Source organism: Firmicutes bacterium HGW-Firmicutes-1 (genome assembly GCA_002841625.1).
In the GTDB taxonomy this organism is placed as follows: domain Bacteria; phylum Bacillota; class Clostridia; order Lachnospirales; family Vallitaleaceae; genus HGW-1.
In genome coordinates this window covers 108,191-125,347 of record PHAG01000001.1, presented here as the reverse complement: position 1 = coordinate 125,347, position 17,157 = coordinate 108,191, and the positions used below count along the sequence as shown (strand labels likewise).

The window sequence follows — 17,157 nt, the reverse complement described above, 5'->3', positions numbered from 1 at the left end:
GGATGACTATATGAAAAAATTAATGACAAATAAAAACTTAACAAGAGCATTTAGCATCTTCATTATTTTTTATCTCATCATCATTGTATTTCCATTTATCTGGGTGTTGATTACTTCCTTTAAACCAGAAAATGAAATATGGGGAAAAAGTGCGCTTAAACTAATCGCAGAGAATCCTACACTAGATCATTACAGAGCCTTGGTTAATAATAATGTGCTCAGAGGGATAAGAAATAGTTTTATTGTAGCATCTCTTACAACGATTTATGTAACTGTTATCTCAATCTTTGCTGCTTATGCACTTGCAAGACTTCAATTTAGGGGTAAGAATTTTATTTTAACTCTAGTGCTCGCGGTATCGATGTTTCCACAGATGATTGTAGTGGGACCAATTTATAACATGTTTAATGCATTAGGATGGACGAATTCTTATAATATTATCTTTCCATATTCGATGATTTCGTTACCGGTTGCCATCTATATTTTAGTAACACATTTTAAAAAGATCCCTTATACCTTAGAGGAATCTGCCAAAATTGATGGTGCCACACCAGTTCAGACTTTATTAAAAATTGTTGCACCGTTGGCATTACCTGGTATATTCACATCAGCAATTATTACCTTTATTGGTGTATGGAATGAGTATGTTCTGTCCTTAACCTTAAATACAGACCTATCTTATCATACAGCACCCGTTGCAATATCATTTTTAAGAGGACAATTTGAAATTTTCTGGGGTCAGGTTACAGCAGCTTCTGTAGTTGTTACGATTCCAACCTTAATTATTGTATTGCTATTCCAAAGACAAATTATTTCAGGCTTAACTTCTGGAGCATTAAAAGAATAGTAGGTGATTAAATGAAACACGACATTAAAGAAAACGAAATATTGAAGGATGAATTAATCATCAATGAAAGCATTTTTGCAATTGGAAATGGTTACCTTGGCGTTAGAGGTAATTTTGAAGAAGGCTACCTAGATGAATTACCGACAATACGTGGAACATATATAAATGCTTTTCATGATGTTGTGGACATCACTTATGCCGAAAAGGCATATGGATTTCCAGATACGATGCAAAAGCTACTAAATATTATTGATAGTCAAGGTTTGATTATTGAGCTTGAAGATGGAGAAATTGTTTCACCATTAACAGGTAAGATAACAAATTATACGCGTACACTAGATATGAAAAAGGGATATGTTACTAGAAGTTTTACTTATTTCAATCAAAAAAATGAAGCACTTAAGATTAGCTACAAAAGGATGGTATCATTTAAACAATTAGAATTATTCGTTATCCATTTAGAAATTGAACCTATTTCCTATCTTGGAGAAGTAATGATTAAATCAAATCTAAATGGAGATGTGTATAATTACACGGATAAAGATGATCCAAGAGTGGCTAGTGGACATTCGAAGCTTTTAAACATTGTTAGTACATCAATCGAGGATCATTTATCAATCCAAGTTAAAACAAGCCACTCGGGGTTATCCTGCAGTTGTGTAAGTACTTTAATTGGATCTAGAGGTAAGGAAGATTGTCAAATTGTAAAATTTACAAACTCAAAGCAAGTTGAAGAAGTTCATAAGTTCAAATTAAATGAAAAAACAAGTTTTACAAAGTATACAATTTATACAGACTCTTTAAGACATCAAAACCCACTAGAAGAAAGTAACGAACTATTAACAAAGGTTAAAGAATTTAGTTTTGAGTATTGGATAGAAGAACAGACGAAATATTTAGCGGATTTTTGGAAGTCAACCTATATTGATGTAAAAGGTGAAAAAAGCATTCAAGAAGGTTTGCAGTTTAATATTTTTCAACTTCTTCAATCAGTAGGCAAAGATAAATACAGCAATATTTCTGCAAAGGGATTAACTGGAGAAGGCTATGAAGGACATTACTTTTGGGATACAGAAATTTTGATTTTCCCAGTATTTCTTCTAACAAATCCAGAAATAGCAAAAAATCTATTAATGTATCGTTATAACATCTTAGAGCAAGCAAAAGAAAGAGCAATGATTATGGGGCATAAGAGAGGCGCTTTGTTTCCTTGGCGTACAATTAGTGGTACTGAATGCTCTGGGTATTTTCCAGCAGGAACTGCTCAATACCATATTAGTGGTGACATAGCTTATGCATTTATTAGCTATTATCTAGCTACAAACGATATACAATTTATGCGTGACTTTGGTGCCGAGGTTTTATTTGAGACTGCTAGACTGTGGGTGGATATGGGTCATCAAAAAGGTGAACATTTTTACATTGATAGTGTAACTGGACCGGATGAGTATACTGCAATTGTAAACAACAATTATTACACAAATACGATTGCTAAGTATAACTTATATTGGGCAAATAAAATCTACATAGAATTAATGGATTGCTTTGGTGAGGTAGCAACAACAGATTTGTTAACGAAGTTAGATGTAGCGGTCTTAGAAATTCAAAGATTTAAGGAAATTTCTGATATCATGTATTTACCATACGATGAACAATTAGACATCAATCCCCAAGACGACTCTTTTTTAAATAAGAAGGTTTGGGACTTCAGTGGAACAAAAAAAGAACAATATCCATTGCTTATGAATTTTCATCCACTAACAATTTATCGTCATCAAGTATTAAAACAAGCAGATACAATACTTGCCCATCTAATGCTAGAGGATTATACTAAAGAAAGTACTATTAAAAATAGTTATGATTATTATGAGAAGATTACTACCCATGATTCATCATTGTCTTATTGTGTAAGTAGTATGGTGGCGTGTAAATTAGGATATGAAAAAGAAGCTTATCAATATTTTATGGAAACAGCGAGACTTGACCTTGATAACACCCATAATAATACAAAAGACGGTTTGCATATGGCAAATATGGGTGGTAGCTTTATGGGCATTGTATATGGTTTTGCGGGGTTAAGAATAAAAGAAGAAGGTATTAGCTTCAATCCAATACTTTCAGATGAATGGGAAGGTTATCAGTTTAACATCAAATATCTAGGCCGCGTAATTCATATTGAGGTAAACATGGAGCATATTCATATTTGCATTGAAGGCAAACCTTTAGAAGTGAAAATTTACGAACAAGGTTATTTCATTGAAAAGGAATTAACCCTTCAGCTTAAGCAACTGACTCATACAGTAAGAGGAGATAATTAAAGTGTATAAGCTTGTAATATTTGATTTAGACGGTGTGGTTACAGATACTGCAGAGTATCACTACCTAGCATGGAAGCAGTTAGCCAATAAGATTGGTATAGATATTGATAGAGAGTTTAATGAACAACTGAAAGGTGTTGGAAGAATTGATTCCTTAGAAAGAATTCTTGCAACACAAAATTTAAATAACGTATATAACAATGAGGCGAAAAATGCCTTAGCAGATGAAAAAAATGAATATTATTTAGGCTTAATTAATCAAATGACACCAGAAGATATATTACCTGGTATTATTGATCTACTAACATGGCTTAAGGAAAATGGGGTTCATATAGCTCTAGGCAGTGCTTCAAGAAATGCACCAACAATCGTTGATAAACTTGGTGTTACTCAGTGGTTTGACTACATTGTGAATCCGGATTCAGTTAAGTTAGGTAAGCCTGCACCTGATCTTTTCCTAAAGGCAGCAATGCATTTTGATATTGAACCAGAACGATGTATCGTAGTTGAAGATGCAACGTCCGGCATCCAAGCTGCAAAAGATGGGTACATGTATGCTGTTGGTGTCGGAGATAAAGATGTACTTTACTTAGCAGACCAAGTAGTTGAATCTACTGATTTATTACTTCGTGTTTTTGAAAAACTCATTATTCTTTAAGCTACAAAGGGGGCTTTATTATGGCAAATTTATCATTGCAAAACATTTGTAAAAGATATCCAAATGGATTTTCAGCAGTAGAAGGTTTTAACCTTGAAATATTAGATAAGGAATTTATTATTTTCGTTGGACCATCAGGCTGTGGAAAATCAACTACCTTACGTATGATAGCTGGACTTGAAGATATTTCCGAGGGCGAATTATATATTGATGAAAGAATGGTAAACGATATTGAACCAAAGGATAGAGACATCGCAATGGTTTTCCAAAATTATGCATTGTATCCTCATATGTCTGTGTTTGATAACATGGCCTTTAGTTTAAAGTTAAGAAAGGTACCAAAGGCAGAAATTAAAAAGCAAGTAGATGATGTAGCAAAAATTTTAAGTATAGAAAGTTTATTAGATCGCAAGCCTAAAGAATTATCAGGTGGTCAAAGACAACGTGTTGCGATTGGTCGAGCAATTGTTCGAAATCCTAAGGTGTTTTTATTTGACGAGCCACTTTCTAACCTAGATGCGAAGCTTAGGGTTCAAATGAGAATTGAGCTTGCTAAATTACACCACAGACTTCAAACCACTTTCATTTATGTAACACATGATCAAACAGAAGCTATGACTTTAGGTACGAGAATTGTTGTTATGAAGGATGGAGTAATTCAACAGGTCGATACACCCCTTAACTTATATTCAAAACCAATCAATAAATTCGTGGCAGGTTTTATTGGATCACCACAAATGAATTTTATCAATACTAAGGTGGAAAAAACTTCTGAAGGTATCGCTCTTGTTTTTGGAGCTCAATCAATTATATTACCAGAAGGTAAAGCACAAACGTTGATTAATGGAGAATATATAAATAAAGAAGTCGTGATGGGCATTCGTCCAGAAGACATTCACGATACAGAAATATTTATTGAAGCTTCTAAAGGAAGTGTAATTGAAACAAAAGTGAATGTAACGGAATTATTAGGTGCAGAGGTGTTTCTATACTTGTCAGTGGAAGACAGCGAGATTACTGCAAAAGTTGATCCGCGTTCCTTAGCAAAACCGGGTGACACGATTCATTTAGCTCTAGATTTAAATAAAATTCATATTTTCGATAAGGATACAGAACTCGTAATCACGAATTGATAGTGGTAAAATATTGCTTTCATAATATGTAGAAAAATGATATAATAATTGATGAACATTAACTCGATACCGAATCATTGTCGTCAATTTTACATGTACGGGGGATCGTTACATGCCTAATGAAATAAAGTTAGAAATAAGTGATTTGTGCATAAAGGCAGAAGCATATCTTGAATCAAAACTTGAAACTGATTTAATGAACGCAACTATTTTAGCTGAAGAAGCTTATGAAAAATCTATGAATACTAATTATGAAGAAGGCATTGCAAAATGCTCTCTTCTTTTTGGCATGTTAAAGTATAAAACGAAGGATTTCTCTGATGCAAATGAATATTTTGAAAGCTGTTTAACCATTTGTAATAAAAATCATTATTTAGATATACATACAAAAGTATTGCAACAGCTTGGAGATTTAAGATTAGAAGTCAACGATTTTGAAAGTGCATTAGAATACTATTTAAATTGCTTGAAAATTAGTAATCAAGAAAAGGAAATCATTCTTCTAAGAATTGGATTCATATACAAAGAGCTTGAACAATACAATATAGCGATTGAGTATTTCGAAGAGGTTGTTGATTTGAGTATTTCCAAAGAGGTATCTTATAGCTTAAGCAAAGCCTATAGTTATTTAGCAGAGTGCTATATAAATGAAGGTGGGGTAAAGGAAGCTGGGATGTTTATTAAAAAAGCAATCAATACAGCTATTGAGAATAGTGATGATTTTGATTTTGGTTATGCATACATGGTGTATGCAAAATATCACTTCCTAACAGGTGAATTGAAGGAGTCAATAGCCTTTTTCGAAAAATCTATATATAAGTTCACTAGCTTGAAAATGCTACCAAATCTACTTGAAACTATGACAGAATATGGAATTATGCTTTATGAAAGTGATCAGTATGAGGCAGCAGAACAAATATTGACTGAAGCGAGTAATTTGCTTCTGAAAGAAAGAAGTTTAAAAGCAGAGCTTAAGGTTTACTTATATCTTGCAAAGATTCATGAGAGAAATAAACAATATGATAGGGCTTTAAGTTATTTTAAAAGATTTAACGATATAAAAACTGTTAATGATGAAACTTGGAAAAACATTAAGGTGAAAAATATTATAAATAAGTATGAGTACTTAAGAACAGATATTAAAGTAAAGGAATTGACAAATATAAATGAGAATCTTGTTGTTTTATCAAAGCTTGGAAGAGAAATAACATCCACACTAAAACAAAACGAAATCATTGAAAAAATCAATAAAAGTATCTTTCAACTAATTAAATGTGACTCTTTTGGGGTAGGTTTTATCAATAAAGGGAATGTTCTAGACTATACTATTTACAATAACAACAACGAAAGCAAGAAGCTTACTTATAATTTTGACAATAAAGACAACCATCTTGCAAACCTTTTACAAAAAACTGAAGGAAGTATAGATAATGATATTTTAACGATTAGTCCAAGTACGCAGGTGCTCGATTATTCTGTGATTGGAATGGGAAAAATAAACTCTGTCATGTCATCTCCACTTATATTTGAGAATGAAGCGATAGGCTTAATTGATGTTCATAGCTATTATGAAAATACATATGCAGAAAATGACTTAGAAATATTAAAAATATTATCAGCTTATATTACAATTGCATTTAACAATTGTAATAAATCTCAAACGTTAATTGATACCAACAGAAAGCTAAAAGAACTCACTGAAAAAGACGGGTTAACAAAGGTTTATAATAGATATTCATTAAATACCAATGCGAGTAAGATTATTCAACGAGCAAAAAAGTATAAGAAGCCCTATTCAGTTGTTATGATTGACGTGGACTTCTTTAAAGAATACAATGATAACTATGGACATTTAGCAGGAGATCAATGTTTAATAGCTGTTAGTAATGTACTAAATAAAATATGTGCCAAAGAAAAAAGCTTTATCTATAGGTATGGTGGAGATGAGTTTTTAGTAATTATAATGAACAAAGAGCCTTCAGAGGCTAAAGAAATTGCGGAAAGAATGCGTAAGGGTATTGTGGAAATGGATATTGAACACCATTTTTCTAAATGCGCAGATGTAGTAACTTTGACAATCGGAGTAGTAACTTTGGTTAAGAAAATGGATGATTACATAAAAATTTTTGCCATTGCTGATAATGCCTTATATATTGCTAAGAATAGCGGCAGAAATAATGTAAATCATATAATTCATGAGGAGTGATAGCTATGAAGCTTTTATATAAACTAGAAAGAAAGTTTGGTAAATTTGCAATTCGAAATTTGATAGGATATATCGTGTTTGCAAATGTAGTAGTACTTATTTTAGGCTATTTTAGCCCAGGGTTTATCAATAATCTTGTATTTGATCCTAATTTGGTATTGCATGGACAAGTATGGCGTGTTGTTACCTTTTTGTTTATTCCACCTAAAGTTAGTACGTTTTTTCTTTTTTTTGCACTTTATATTGATTATTTAATTGGAACTTCCCTTGAGCATGAATGGGGAACTTTCAAGTTTAATTGTTATTATTTTTTAGGGGTTCTTGGTATCATTATTGGCGCATTTGCCTCAGGGTTGTCTATGGATAATTACTACTTAAGCTTATCCTTATTTTTAGCTTTTGCAAAGTTATATCCAGAACAACAGTTTACGTTGTTTTTTGTCTTACCTGTTAAGGTAAAATATTTAGGTTGGCTAAGTTGGGCATTCTTTATTTTTAGCTTTTTAACGGGTAGTTTAACTGTAAAAATTGCAATTGGTATATCAGTATTGAATTATTTTGTGTTCTTTGGAAAGGATATTATATCAGGAAGAAAAAATGCTACTAAATCACATGTCAGGAAAAAAACTTATCGAACAAATTCTACGATTAAAAAGGATCATCTTCATAAATGCGAGGTTTGTGGACGTACAGATGAGGACGATACAGATTTAGAGTTTAGAGTTTGCTCAAAATGTGAAGGGCAACACGAGTATTGCTTTGAGCATTTATTTGGACATGAACATATTAAATAGGTGAATATAAATAAAGAGTCTAGATCATGGTTATGAAATAGGCTCTTCTTTGTTATCGTAAAGTAAAAGATTCGTTTTTTCTAAGTTATAGTGATTACATAATGTAAAAATGATGATAGAATCTCGTTTGTTTTTAGGGTAGAGTGGATTAAATTCTGCAATATTTAATAGCTTTTGTGTTTCCTCTAAGCTCAATTCTAAGCCATAAGCAATGGTAAGCGCCTTATCTCTAGAGGGTTTCTTTTTTCCTGATATGATTTGATAGCCATAGGTTCTATGTAGGCCAGCATTTTTTACTACCTGGCTTTTTTTAAGTCGTTTTTTCTGAATGACCAAATCTACAAAATTAGAAAAGGTAAGGTTTGGGAAATCAGTATTATATTTACTAATATAGGAATAAACATTTGAAATATCTTTTATCTCATTGATCAATTCTTCTGTTCTTTCATTCTTCATGAATGAAATACACCTCCTTTTCAAGCAACATATTATGAATATTATATCAATATAACATAATATTTGCTACAAGAAAATCGGCTGCGCAGCGTTAAATAACAAAGTTATTTATACGCAGCGTTAAATAACAAAGTTATTTATACGTAGTGTTAAATATCCACGTTTCATATCTGCCGCTTTTCCAATTGCATATGCAGAACTTTCCTAGTAAAAAAAAATAAAAAAAAGAAGTATTGTTACTAGGAATGAAATTATTAGTTCATTCATGAATAGTATAAAGTATTGAAGGGACCAATTTTTTAAGGAGGAGTGTAAGGTGAAAGGTTCATATTATGAAATAACCTATAAAGAATTACTTAAACTACAAGGTAATAAAAATTACATACTCATTGATATCAGACCTAAATATGAATATGAAAAAAATCATATTCAAGGTGCATTATCAGTACCAGAGTATGAACTTATAAATTCTTTTAATAGGTTAAATATAAATAAAACGTATATTTTTATTTGTCAAAGAGGGAAAAATAGTAAAGACGTAGCGAATACCTTAATGAAATATGGTTTTCATACTTTAAATTTATATAAGGGTATGGAGGCTGTAGATGAATATGAAGAAGAAAAGAATTAAATAGAATAATGAACTACGGCATCAATTTTATCAATAGGAATTTCTACAATTGCTCCTAAGTATAAGGCCCCTTCAGAATGATAGAGTTTTTTGTTAAAATTAATCATTGGTCTTTTGGGTGATGCTTGATCGTTGTTTTTTTTTAATACAATACGAATGCTAGATTTGTTAACAAAAACTAGAACACCAGAAAACTTTATACTTTGATAGCTTGTAACATATACTGTTATATTGCGATATAATAATTTTTCAAGAAGGGATAATAATTGATCCATTTATGTACCTTAAACTTGAATTTTATAAAGTATATGGTGTAATCAAGTCATTTATGATTTCTAAAGACAGTCGGTGAGTCGTATTAAACAAGAAAATAGTGTGAATTGAACAACAAAAAAAGGGGACAAAATTTTAAACTTTTGTCCCAAAGGAATATTCGTAACTAGATTGCATTATGAACGAATGAAACAATCTTATCTGTAGGAATAACTACTACTGAACCAAGACCACCATAAGCTAATCCAGCACCAACTGCATCATAACCAAGACCACATCCACCATATCCATAACCTGCTCTTGGTGGAACACCACAAGTACTACCTACTGGGCAATCAGGTGCAGCTCCAATTCTAGATATTAACTTTACAAAACAATCGTTTGCAGCGATTAAAATCCCAGTAAAACCATGACCGGAAAGGCCTCCACTAGCAGTGAAAATTGTTACTGTTTGACCAATATACCTGCATAATGATACTGTATCAAAATCACCTATAAATCCGTCAGCCATATATATACCTCCTTTTTTATTCTTGTCCTAGTATAATTTATGTTCAGACATGCAAAAGTGTTACAACTATACTTTTAAAGAAAAAAGAGTTATGATATAATGAAGCGTGAGTAAACAGAATAAGATAACAATTTATAATTAAGATAGAAGATGAAAAAATAAATCATGAAAATGCAATTTAAGGAGCGGTTATTATGAATGAAAATGAAAGCAATGAAAACACAATGAATGAAAATCCAAACGAGCAAATTGAAAAGAATGAAATTGAACTTATTGAAAACAGTGAAAAGGAAATTGAAGATATAGAGGTCATACCTTCTATGGATGAATTTGAGAATGAACTTTATAAAGGTTTTAAAAAACTATATTTAGGTGATATAGTCGAAGGGACGATCATTACCGTTACAGATAGTGAACTTTTAGTTAATATTGGATATATTTCTGATGGAATCATTCCAGTCGCTGAAACTATGGCAACTGAAGAACAAGTCATTACTGAGATGTATCAAGAAGGAGATCCAGTCAAAGCTGAAATTATTAAAACAGACGACGGAGAAGGAAATATTCTCCTATCTATAAAAAAAGCAGAAGAGATATTAATTTGGGGTGAATTAGAAAAGGCATTTATTAGTGGTGATAAAATGAATGTTAAGGTTAAGGAAGTTGTTAAAGGAGGAGTGGTTTGTAATGTGAAGGGTGCAAGAGCATTTATTCCAGCTTCTCAGTTATCAATTAAGTACGTAGAGGATTTAAATAGTTTCATTGGTGAGGAGCTAATAGTCAAAGTAATAGATTTTGATAAAGACAAAAAGAAGGTTGTACTATCTAGAAAAGAGGTAGAGCTTAAAGAGAATGAAATACAAAAGAGTCTTATGATGGATACGATTAAAAAGGGCGATAAATTTATGGGTACCGTAGTTAAGGTAGTTAATTTTGGTGCCTTTGTTGATATTGGTGGTGTCCAAGGTTTGGTTCATATTCAAGATTTATCATGGAAGAAAGTGAAGCATCCATCAGAGATAGTTAAGGAAGGGGATGTAGTTGAGGTTTATATCATCGACATCGATACCAAAACAGGGAAAGTTGGATTAGGCTTAAAGGATGTTAAAGAAGATCCGTGGGAGCATTCAATGATCGAATATACAGTAGGAAAAATAGTAACCGGAGAAGTAGAAAGAATAGCTACCTACGGTGCATTTGTAAAAATTGGTGATGGTATAGACGGACTTGTTCATATTTCTGAAATGAGTGATAAACGAATAAGTAAACCTCAAGAAGTCGTCGCTGTAGGAGATAAGGTGCAAGTTAAAATAATCAATATTGATAAAGAAGCAAAGAGAATACAACTTAGCATGAAATCAGTAGAAGGTGAACAATATCAAGAAGATTTAGAGAAATATCAACAAAAGGAAGAAGCAACTACAAGCTTAGAGGATATTTTCAAGGTGTTTTTAAAAGACATTCATTAATAAAGAAAAGGATTAATTCAAATGAGAAAAGAGAGCAGTTTAATACTGGAAGGCGGTGGTATGAGAGGAGCATATACCGCCGGAGTAATGCAGTATTTTTTAGAAAAAGAATTAGAATTGTCTTATGTAATTGGTGTTTCTGCAGGAGCATGCCAAGCTATGTCTTATGTTTCAAAGCAACACGGACGAAACAAAAAAGTAACGATTGAAATGGTACTAGATCCTAGATATATAAGATACAAAGGCATATTTGATGGTACAGGATTATTCAATATGGACTTCATATTTGATCAAATACCAAATGAACTTGTAAAATACGATTATGATACTTTTAGAAAGTCAAAACAAAAGCTATTAGCTGTCGCAACAGACTGCAAGACAGGCAAACCTGTGTATCTGGATTGTCATGATTCAATTAGTAATGATGAGTTAAATATGATGGTCAGAGCCTCAAGCAGTTTGCCTCTTTATGCACCTGTTGTTAAATTAAGGGGTATGGATTTATTAGATGGAGGTTTATCTGATTCAATACCGATTGAAAAAGCCATTTCGGATGGAAATAAAAAAAACATTGTTGTTTTAACTAGATGTAATGGATATAGGAAAAAGCAATCAAATGCAGTTGCTTTATATAAATTATTACTGGGTAAAGATTGTAAGGGAGCAGTAAATGCTCTTCAAAATAGATATAAGGATTATAATAATGCACTAGATGCTTTGGATATGTATTGCAAAGAAGGCTTAGCTTATGTTATTGCACCAAGCGAAGATTTAAATATTAAAAGAGCTGAAAAGGATATCAAAAAATTAGAACAACTTTATCAGCTAGGTTATGATGATGCGAACCGACATTATGATGATTTGATAAATTATTTAGATAACTAAGGAGGCTATATGACAGCGAAAAAAGAGGTTATGAATGATGGAACAAACCAACTTAATCATAAGTCAAAAAGTAAGGTTGTTGCTGTTATTGTAACTATAGCTGTTATATGTGCTGTTATGGTTGCTATTGGGAAGAATGATAGTAAATCTAACGAAGAAATTGTTTTTGACAGTACCGTTAAGACCGTTTTCCTAGACACATATGAGACAACCAATAAGATAGAGTTCTCAAAGCTTGATCAAGAGGCAGTAAATGATCCAGAAACAAAATTAATGCTAAACGTTATTAAGGATATCAATGTAAATACAATACATAGATATAACGCGCAGACAAGGGAAATAGAACTCGTTTTTGATATTAGAATTAAAGATATTTCAACCATTGAAGGTCAAGTTTTTGCAAACGATCAGCTAATTGCATTAGATATACCACTTTTATATCCTCAACCTCTTTACATGACCTGGGAAGTTTTTTTGGATAAGTATGGTACAAACAATGAACAGGCAAAAATTTTATTATCAAGCCTTAAAGAAAATATCAATACAAAAGCCTATGAAAATGTTTATGCATTTGAAGCACAAAAATATGTAGATTTATCTAAAGCATTTATTTTGAATACTTTGAGTCAGAAACCAGACAAAGAAAAAATTACTATAAATGAAAACCAAGTTGCCTGTAAGAAATATACGATGAATGCTGATGCGCAGGAGTTAGTAGACTTCCTAAATGATATTTTAAATACCATGCTTCTGGATAAAAAGCTTGGATATGCAATGAATACAATGAATTCGGTCTTTTTGTTTGATGAAAATAGTTTGGAAAAATTGAACCTTAACGATTACTTAGATGTAACATTAGATTCATCTTTGTTTATTGATAAAAGATCTGTTATTAGGAAAGGGGAACATATCCTTAGAGGTAGCTTAAAGGGTTTTACTGACATGCCAATTAAGTATGAGCTAAATGTAAACACTACGGTTATAAAGGCTAATGAAGCTGTAGAATTAAAAGGGTTCGACATGGCAGATGCAATTAATGTTTCGTTACTTACTAAAGAGGAATTAAGTACTCTTTTTAAGGATATTGAACACACATTACAGACTAATATTGACAAAAATCGACTATATGATTTGCTGCAAATGGATAAGGAGATGAATCCATGATGAGTTCGGCTAGTCTATTTGCTAGAATGATTTATAAAAATTATATAGGCCAGATACGTCAATTTAAGAGAAATATCATGCTTTTTGTTGTACCAATATGTATATTTTTATTTGTTTATTTATTTTTTACATTAAACAATGTTGAAGAATCCTTTATTGAGCCATTAGAGGTTGGATTGATTCTTGAAGATGAAAGTATCTACGCAGGTATGGTTGCGGATGGTTTTACTAGCTCGGAAGCTTTTACCCAGTTTGCAAATGTTACTGAGGGTACGGCTGAGGAAGTATATGAAGCCTTTGAGGAAGGAAAATTAGATGCTGTAATTCTTATGCCCAAAGGATTTGTAAAAAGTGTAATGAATTTTTCTTATAATCCAATCCTTGTTAAAGTAAACCATAAAGAACCTTTAAAAACATTATTGATAAAAAATGTCATTATGAGTTATGAGAAATATATCTCTACTGTAGAGATCGGCATCGTTACATTATTTGATCAGATGGAAGACTTGGGCTATGATTGGGATACATTAGTTGTTTACAACGAACAGATTTCTTATGATTTGATATTTACCGCATTATCTAGAACAAGTATGTTTAGCTATGAAGAAATTGTGAACGTTCCTTCTGTAGTATCAACTATCTATTATTTCATGGCAATTATCGTAATGTTTTTAATGTATATAGCAGTGTATGCTGCAATTAATCTCATTAGAGAAAGAGAAGATATGTGCTTTGTTAGGTTGAAAATATCAAAGATATCATTATTTCACTATATGATCAGTAAAGCGCTTGGTACAACTTTATTTATTAGTACAATAGTTCTAGGTTGGTTATTGCTGTTTACTGCTTTTACCGGTGGGGTTATGAGCAAAGCATTTTTTGTCATGTGTGTATTTCTAATTGTTGCAATTTTGTTTGATGTTTCTATTGCAATGTTTATGACCGCGTTTATAGAAAGAGAAGAGGGTGTCATTTTACTGAGCAATATATTTATTTTTATCAATGCAATTATTGGAGGTAGTATCATTCCTATTCAAATGATGCCGGAGGCTTTACAGAAAATTGCAATTATTTCACCTAATTACTGGATGATTAGAGGCTTATTATATTTTCAATCTGGCTATAATTTAAGAGAAGGATTTTATATTGGAATACTATTATTCGTTTTATCATTGTTCATGTTATTCATAACAAGCAAAAGATATTTTAAGGTTTGTAGTTAGCCAAAAATCCCCTAGAAGGTGACATATGAATGGATTAATGAACATTATTGTACTTAGACTGAAACTAATTTATAGAAATACAGCTATTAGGATGCTTACAATCGTAATTGCGATACTTTTTGCAGCATTAATTGGCAGCCTTTATTCCGATGCAGAAAACAGTACAAAGATAAAAATTGGTTATGTTGATTATAGCAATACTGAGTTTTCAAAAGAAGTGATTCGTAATCTTCATAAAAATGAACTATTAAACCCAATTGAAACTACTTTTGAAAAAGGAACGAAAAAGATAAAAAAGGGTGAGATTGAAGCGCTTTTTGTGATCAAAGCTGAAGCAGAAGAAATGGTATATGAAGGTGATTTTGATGAATTAATTGAGTTATATTATCTATCAAATAATTACTTATCTCCAATTATTGGAGATGTATTTGTTGGAGAAATGCTTGAAGAAATAAGTATTATTACAGCAATTAATTATTTAGAAGAAGTGATAGGCGATAAAACGAATAAAGAAGCAATACTAAAATCAGCATATGATTATGGACAAGAACTCGCAAAAGACAGAAAAAAAGACTACTATGTAAACATTGAATTTTTTTCTTTTTCAGAAGACATGAAGCTAGCAAATGAAAACATAAACAACCAATTGATTTATCATCAAATGATTCTAGGAATTATTTTATCTTTTTTATGTTTTTTTGTTTTATTTGCAGCTACAAGTATTGTTAAGGATGAGGAGAATACTTTAATCCAAAAAATAGTCATTTCTAAAACTCCTAAGGGTGTTATAATTATGGGGGATTATTTAAGTATCGTTATTTCATCAACCTCGATTGCGCTGTTATTTTCAGCCATTAGCGCCTATTTTAGTAAGAGTTTTGTTAGAACACTTTATTTTAATAGTATTATATTGATTCTTTTCATTGGATCATTCTCTGCGTTAATTATTATGTTAACAAAACTGTTCAGAAACGTTTCTAGTTTTGTAGTTATGGGAGCCGCCTTAATATTAATCATTGGTATTATTAGTGGCTGCTTCTTCAATATTGATTTATCTCTACCAATAATCAAAAGTATTGCCTTCTTTACACCCTCTTATCAAGCACTGAATCGATTAATGGGTGTAATCGTAAATGAAAGCTTGATTAATATTGGTGGATATATAATATACATTAATATTTCTATTGTAATATTTTTATTATTATCAGCTTTCATATGGTCAAATAAAAGAAATTATTTTACCTAAGTTACATTAGCTTGATAACAAATTATTTATAGGGGGATTATCAGCATGATTTGGTCTAAGGAAGAAACGCTAAGCAGAGCTGAAATGGAAGCGTTACAGCTTGAACGTTTACAAAAAACAGTAACAAGAATCTATAAAAAGGTACCTTATTATCGGGATAAAATGAATCAAGTAGATATGAATCCTGAAAAAATAAAATCCTTATCAGATTTAAGCAAGCTTCCCTTTACTGTAAAGGAAGATTTGCGACAAAACTATCCTTTTGGATTATTCACTGTACCAAAGAAGGATATGGTGAGAATTCATGCTTCATCAGGTACTACTGGTAAACCAACCGTAGTAGGGTATACTCAAAATGATATCGATACTTGGAGTGAGCTTATTGCAAGATTAGTAACAATGGCAGGAGCAACCTCAGAGGATGTAGCTCAAGTAGCTTTTGGATATGGTTTATTTACAGGAGCCTTTGGTCTGCATTATGGTTTAGAACGAGCAGGAGTACTTGTGGTGCCAACGTCTAGTGGAAACACAGAAAAACAATTAATGTTAATGAAGGATTTTGAAACAACAATACTAGTTTGTACACCCTCCTATGCACTACATATGGCTGAGACTGCTGAAAGAATTGGTCTTGATCCAAAAAAGGATTTACATATTAGATTAGGTCTCTTTGGTGGGGAAGGCTCATCAGAAGCCATGAGATCAGAAATTCAAAAAGCCTGGGGGATGTTAGCAACAGAGAATTACGGTATGAGTGAACTGATTGGTCCAGGCGTTTCAGGTGAATGTATACACTTAACGGGTATGCATATTAATGAAGATCACTTTATACCAGAAATAATCGACTCAATCACTGGGAAGGTATTACCTGAAGGTGAACTTGGAGAACTAGTGATAACTACTGTTACAAAAGAAGCTCTTCCATTGATTAGATATAGAACGAAAGATATCACAAGGTTAATGTATGAGCCGTGCAGCTGTGGAAGAACCACAGTTAGAATGGCGAAGATTGAAGGAAGAACCGATGATATGTTGATTATCAGAGGGGTAAATGTCTTCCCATCACAAATCGAAGAGGTACTATTAAACTTTACAGAAATTGGTCCGCACTATGAAATTTTGATTAAGAAAAGTGGTCACCTAGATTACTTAGAAATAGATGTTGAACTAATGAATAGTTCGCTTCTTGACTCCTATCAAAAACTACAGGAATTAGACGGTAGAATAAGACATGAGCTACGAACAGTATTAGGACTTGATGCAAAAATCAATCTAGTAAGTCCAAGAACACTAAAACGTTATGAAGGAAAAGCAAAAAGGGTCACTGACTTAAGATAACACTA

The 17,157-nt window shown here is 32.0% G+C and carries 16 protein-coding genes; 13 read left to right on the top strand and 3 right to left on the bottom strand.

Translation table 11 applies throughout. The annotated features are described in order from the left end of the window. Positions 1-22: 22 nt before the first annotated feature. From CVU84_00590 to CVU84_00565, 6 genes are all read left to right on the top strand, one after another. Positions 23-847 (top strand): sugar ABC transporter permease, encoded by an 825-nt coding sequence (locus CVU84_00590; GenBank protein ID PKM96499.1) that lies wholly within the window; start codon positions 23-25, stop codon positions 845-847. An 11-nt stretch (positions 848-858) separates the two neighbouring features. Continuing rightward, on the top strand, positions 859-3,165 hold the full coding sequence (locus tag CVU84_00585; protein PKM96245.1) for a family 65 glycosyl hydrolase: 2,307 nt from the start codon (positions 859-861) through the stop codon (positions 3,163-3,165). A 1-nt stretch (position 3,166) separates the two neighbouring features. Next, the gene (gene pgmB / locus CVU84_00580; GenBank protein PKM96244.1) at positions 3,167-3,823 is read left to right on the top strand and encodes a beta-phosphoglucomutase; all 657 of its coding nucleotides are present in this window, start codon (positions 3,167-3,169) and stop codon (positions 3,821-3,823) included. Positions 3,824-3,843: 20 nt separating this feature from the next. Further along, positions 3,844-4,956, top strand: a complete 1,113-nt coding sequence (locus tag CVU84_00575) for a sugar ABC transporter ATP-binding protein (GenBank protein PKM96243.1) — start codon at positions 3,844-3,846, stop codon at positions 4,954-4,956. Positions 4,957-5,068: 112 nt separating this feature from the next. Beyond that, entirely contained in the window at positions 5,069-7,162 is a 2,094-nt protein-coding gene (locus tag CVU84_00570; GenBank protein ID PKM96242.1) for a hypothetical protein, read from the top strand. A 5-nt stretch (positions 7,163-7,167) separates the two neighbouring features. Then, entirely contained in the window at positions 7,168-7,956 is a 789-nt protein-coding gene (locus tag CVU84_00565) for a hypothetical protein (GenBank protein PKM96241.1), read from the top strand. Positions 7,957-7,986: 30 nt separating this feature from the next. Here the strand turns inward: CVU84_00565 and CVU84_00560 are convergent, their stop codons facing one another. Then, on the bottom strand, positions 7,987-8,412 hold the full coding sequence (locus CVU84_00560; GenBank protein ID PKM96240.1) for a transcriptional regulator: 426 nt from the start codon (positions 8,410-8,412) through the stop codon (positions 7,987-7,989). A 316-nt stretch (positions 8,413-8,728) separates the two neighbouring features. Between CVU84_00560 and CVU84_00555 the strand changes: the two genes are divergently transcribed. Beyond that, complete coding sequence (locus CVU84_00555; GenBank protein ID PKM96239.1) at positions 8,729-9,043, top strand: rhodanese-like domain-containing protein; 315 nt, start codon at positions 8,729-8,731, stop codon at positions 9,041-9,043. On the opposite strand, the gene CVU84_00550 is transcribed toward CVU84_00555, so the two are convergent. Beyond that, positions 9,040-9,318, bottom strand: coding sequence for a hypothetical protein (locus CVU84_00550; GenBank protein ID PKM96238.1), 279 nt, complete (start codon positions 9,316-9,318; stop codon positions 9,040-9,042). The genes CVU84_00555 and CVU84_00550 overlap by 4 nt on opposite strands. 164 nt (positions 9,319-9,482) lie before the next feature. After that, the gene (locus tag CVU84_00545) at positions 9,483-9,827 is read right to left on the bottom strand and encodes a hypothetical protein (GenBank protein ID PKM96237.1); all 345 of its coding nucleotides are present in this window, start codon (positions 9,825-9,827) and stop codon (positions 9,483-9,485) included. 194 nt (positions 9,828-10,021) lie between these two features. Between CVU84_00545 and CVU84_00540 the strand changes: the two genes are divergently transcribed. Genes CVU84_00540 through CVU84_00515 form a run of 6 tightly spaced genes read left to right on the top strand, consistent with a single transcriptional unit; the run spans position 10,022 to position 17,152 of the window. Then, positions 10,022-11,296 (top strand): 30S ribosomal protein S1, encoded by a 1,275-nt coding sequence (locus tag CVU84_00540; GenBank protein ID PKM96236.1) that lies wholly within the window; start codon positions 10,022-10,024, stop codon positions 11,294-11,296. A 21-nt stretch (positions 11,297-11,317) separates the two neighbouring features. Continuing rightward, positions 11,318-12,181: a patatin family protein gene (locus tag CVU84_00535; GenBank protein PKM96235.1), complete on the top strand. Its 864-nt coding sequence runs from the start codon at positions 11,318-11,320 to the stop codon at positions 12,179-12,181. Positions 12,182-12,190: 9 nt separating this feature from the next. Continuing rightward, a complete protein-coding gene (locus CVU84_00530) occupies positions 12,191-13,345 on the top strand; it encodes a hypothetical protein (protein PKM96234.1) in 1,155 nt (384 codons plus the stop codon). Then, on the top strand, positions 13,342-14,568 hold the full coding sequence (locus CVU84_00525; protein PKM96233.1) for a hypothetical protein: 1,227 nt from the start codon (positions 13,342-13,344) through the stop codon (positions 14,566-14,568). Before CVU84_00530 ends, CVU84_00525 begins: the two co-directional genes overlap by 4 nt. A 25-nt stretch (positions 14,569-14,593) precedes the next feature. Then, positions 14,594-15,814 (top strand): hypothetical protein, encoded by a 1,221-nt coding sequence (locus CVU84_00520; protein ID PKM96232.1) that lies wholly within the window; start codon positions 14,594-14,596, stop codon positions 15,812-15,814. Between the two features lie 45 nt (positions 15,815-15,859). Beyond that, positions 15,860-17,152: a phenylacetate--CoA ligase gene (locus CVU84_00515; protein ID PKM96231.1), complete on the top strand. Its 1,293-nt coding sequence runs from the start codon at positions 15,860-15,862 to the stop codon at positions 17,150-17,152. The last annotated feature ends 5 nt before the right edge of the window (positions 17,153-17,157 follow it).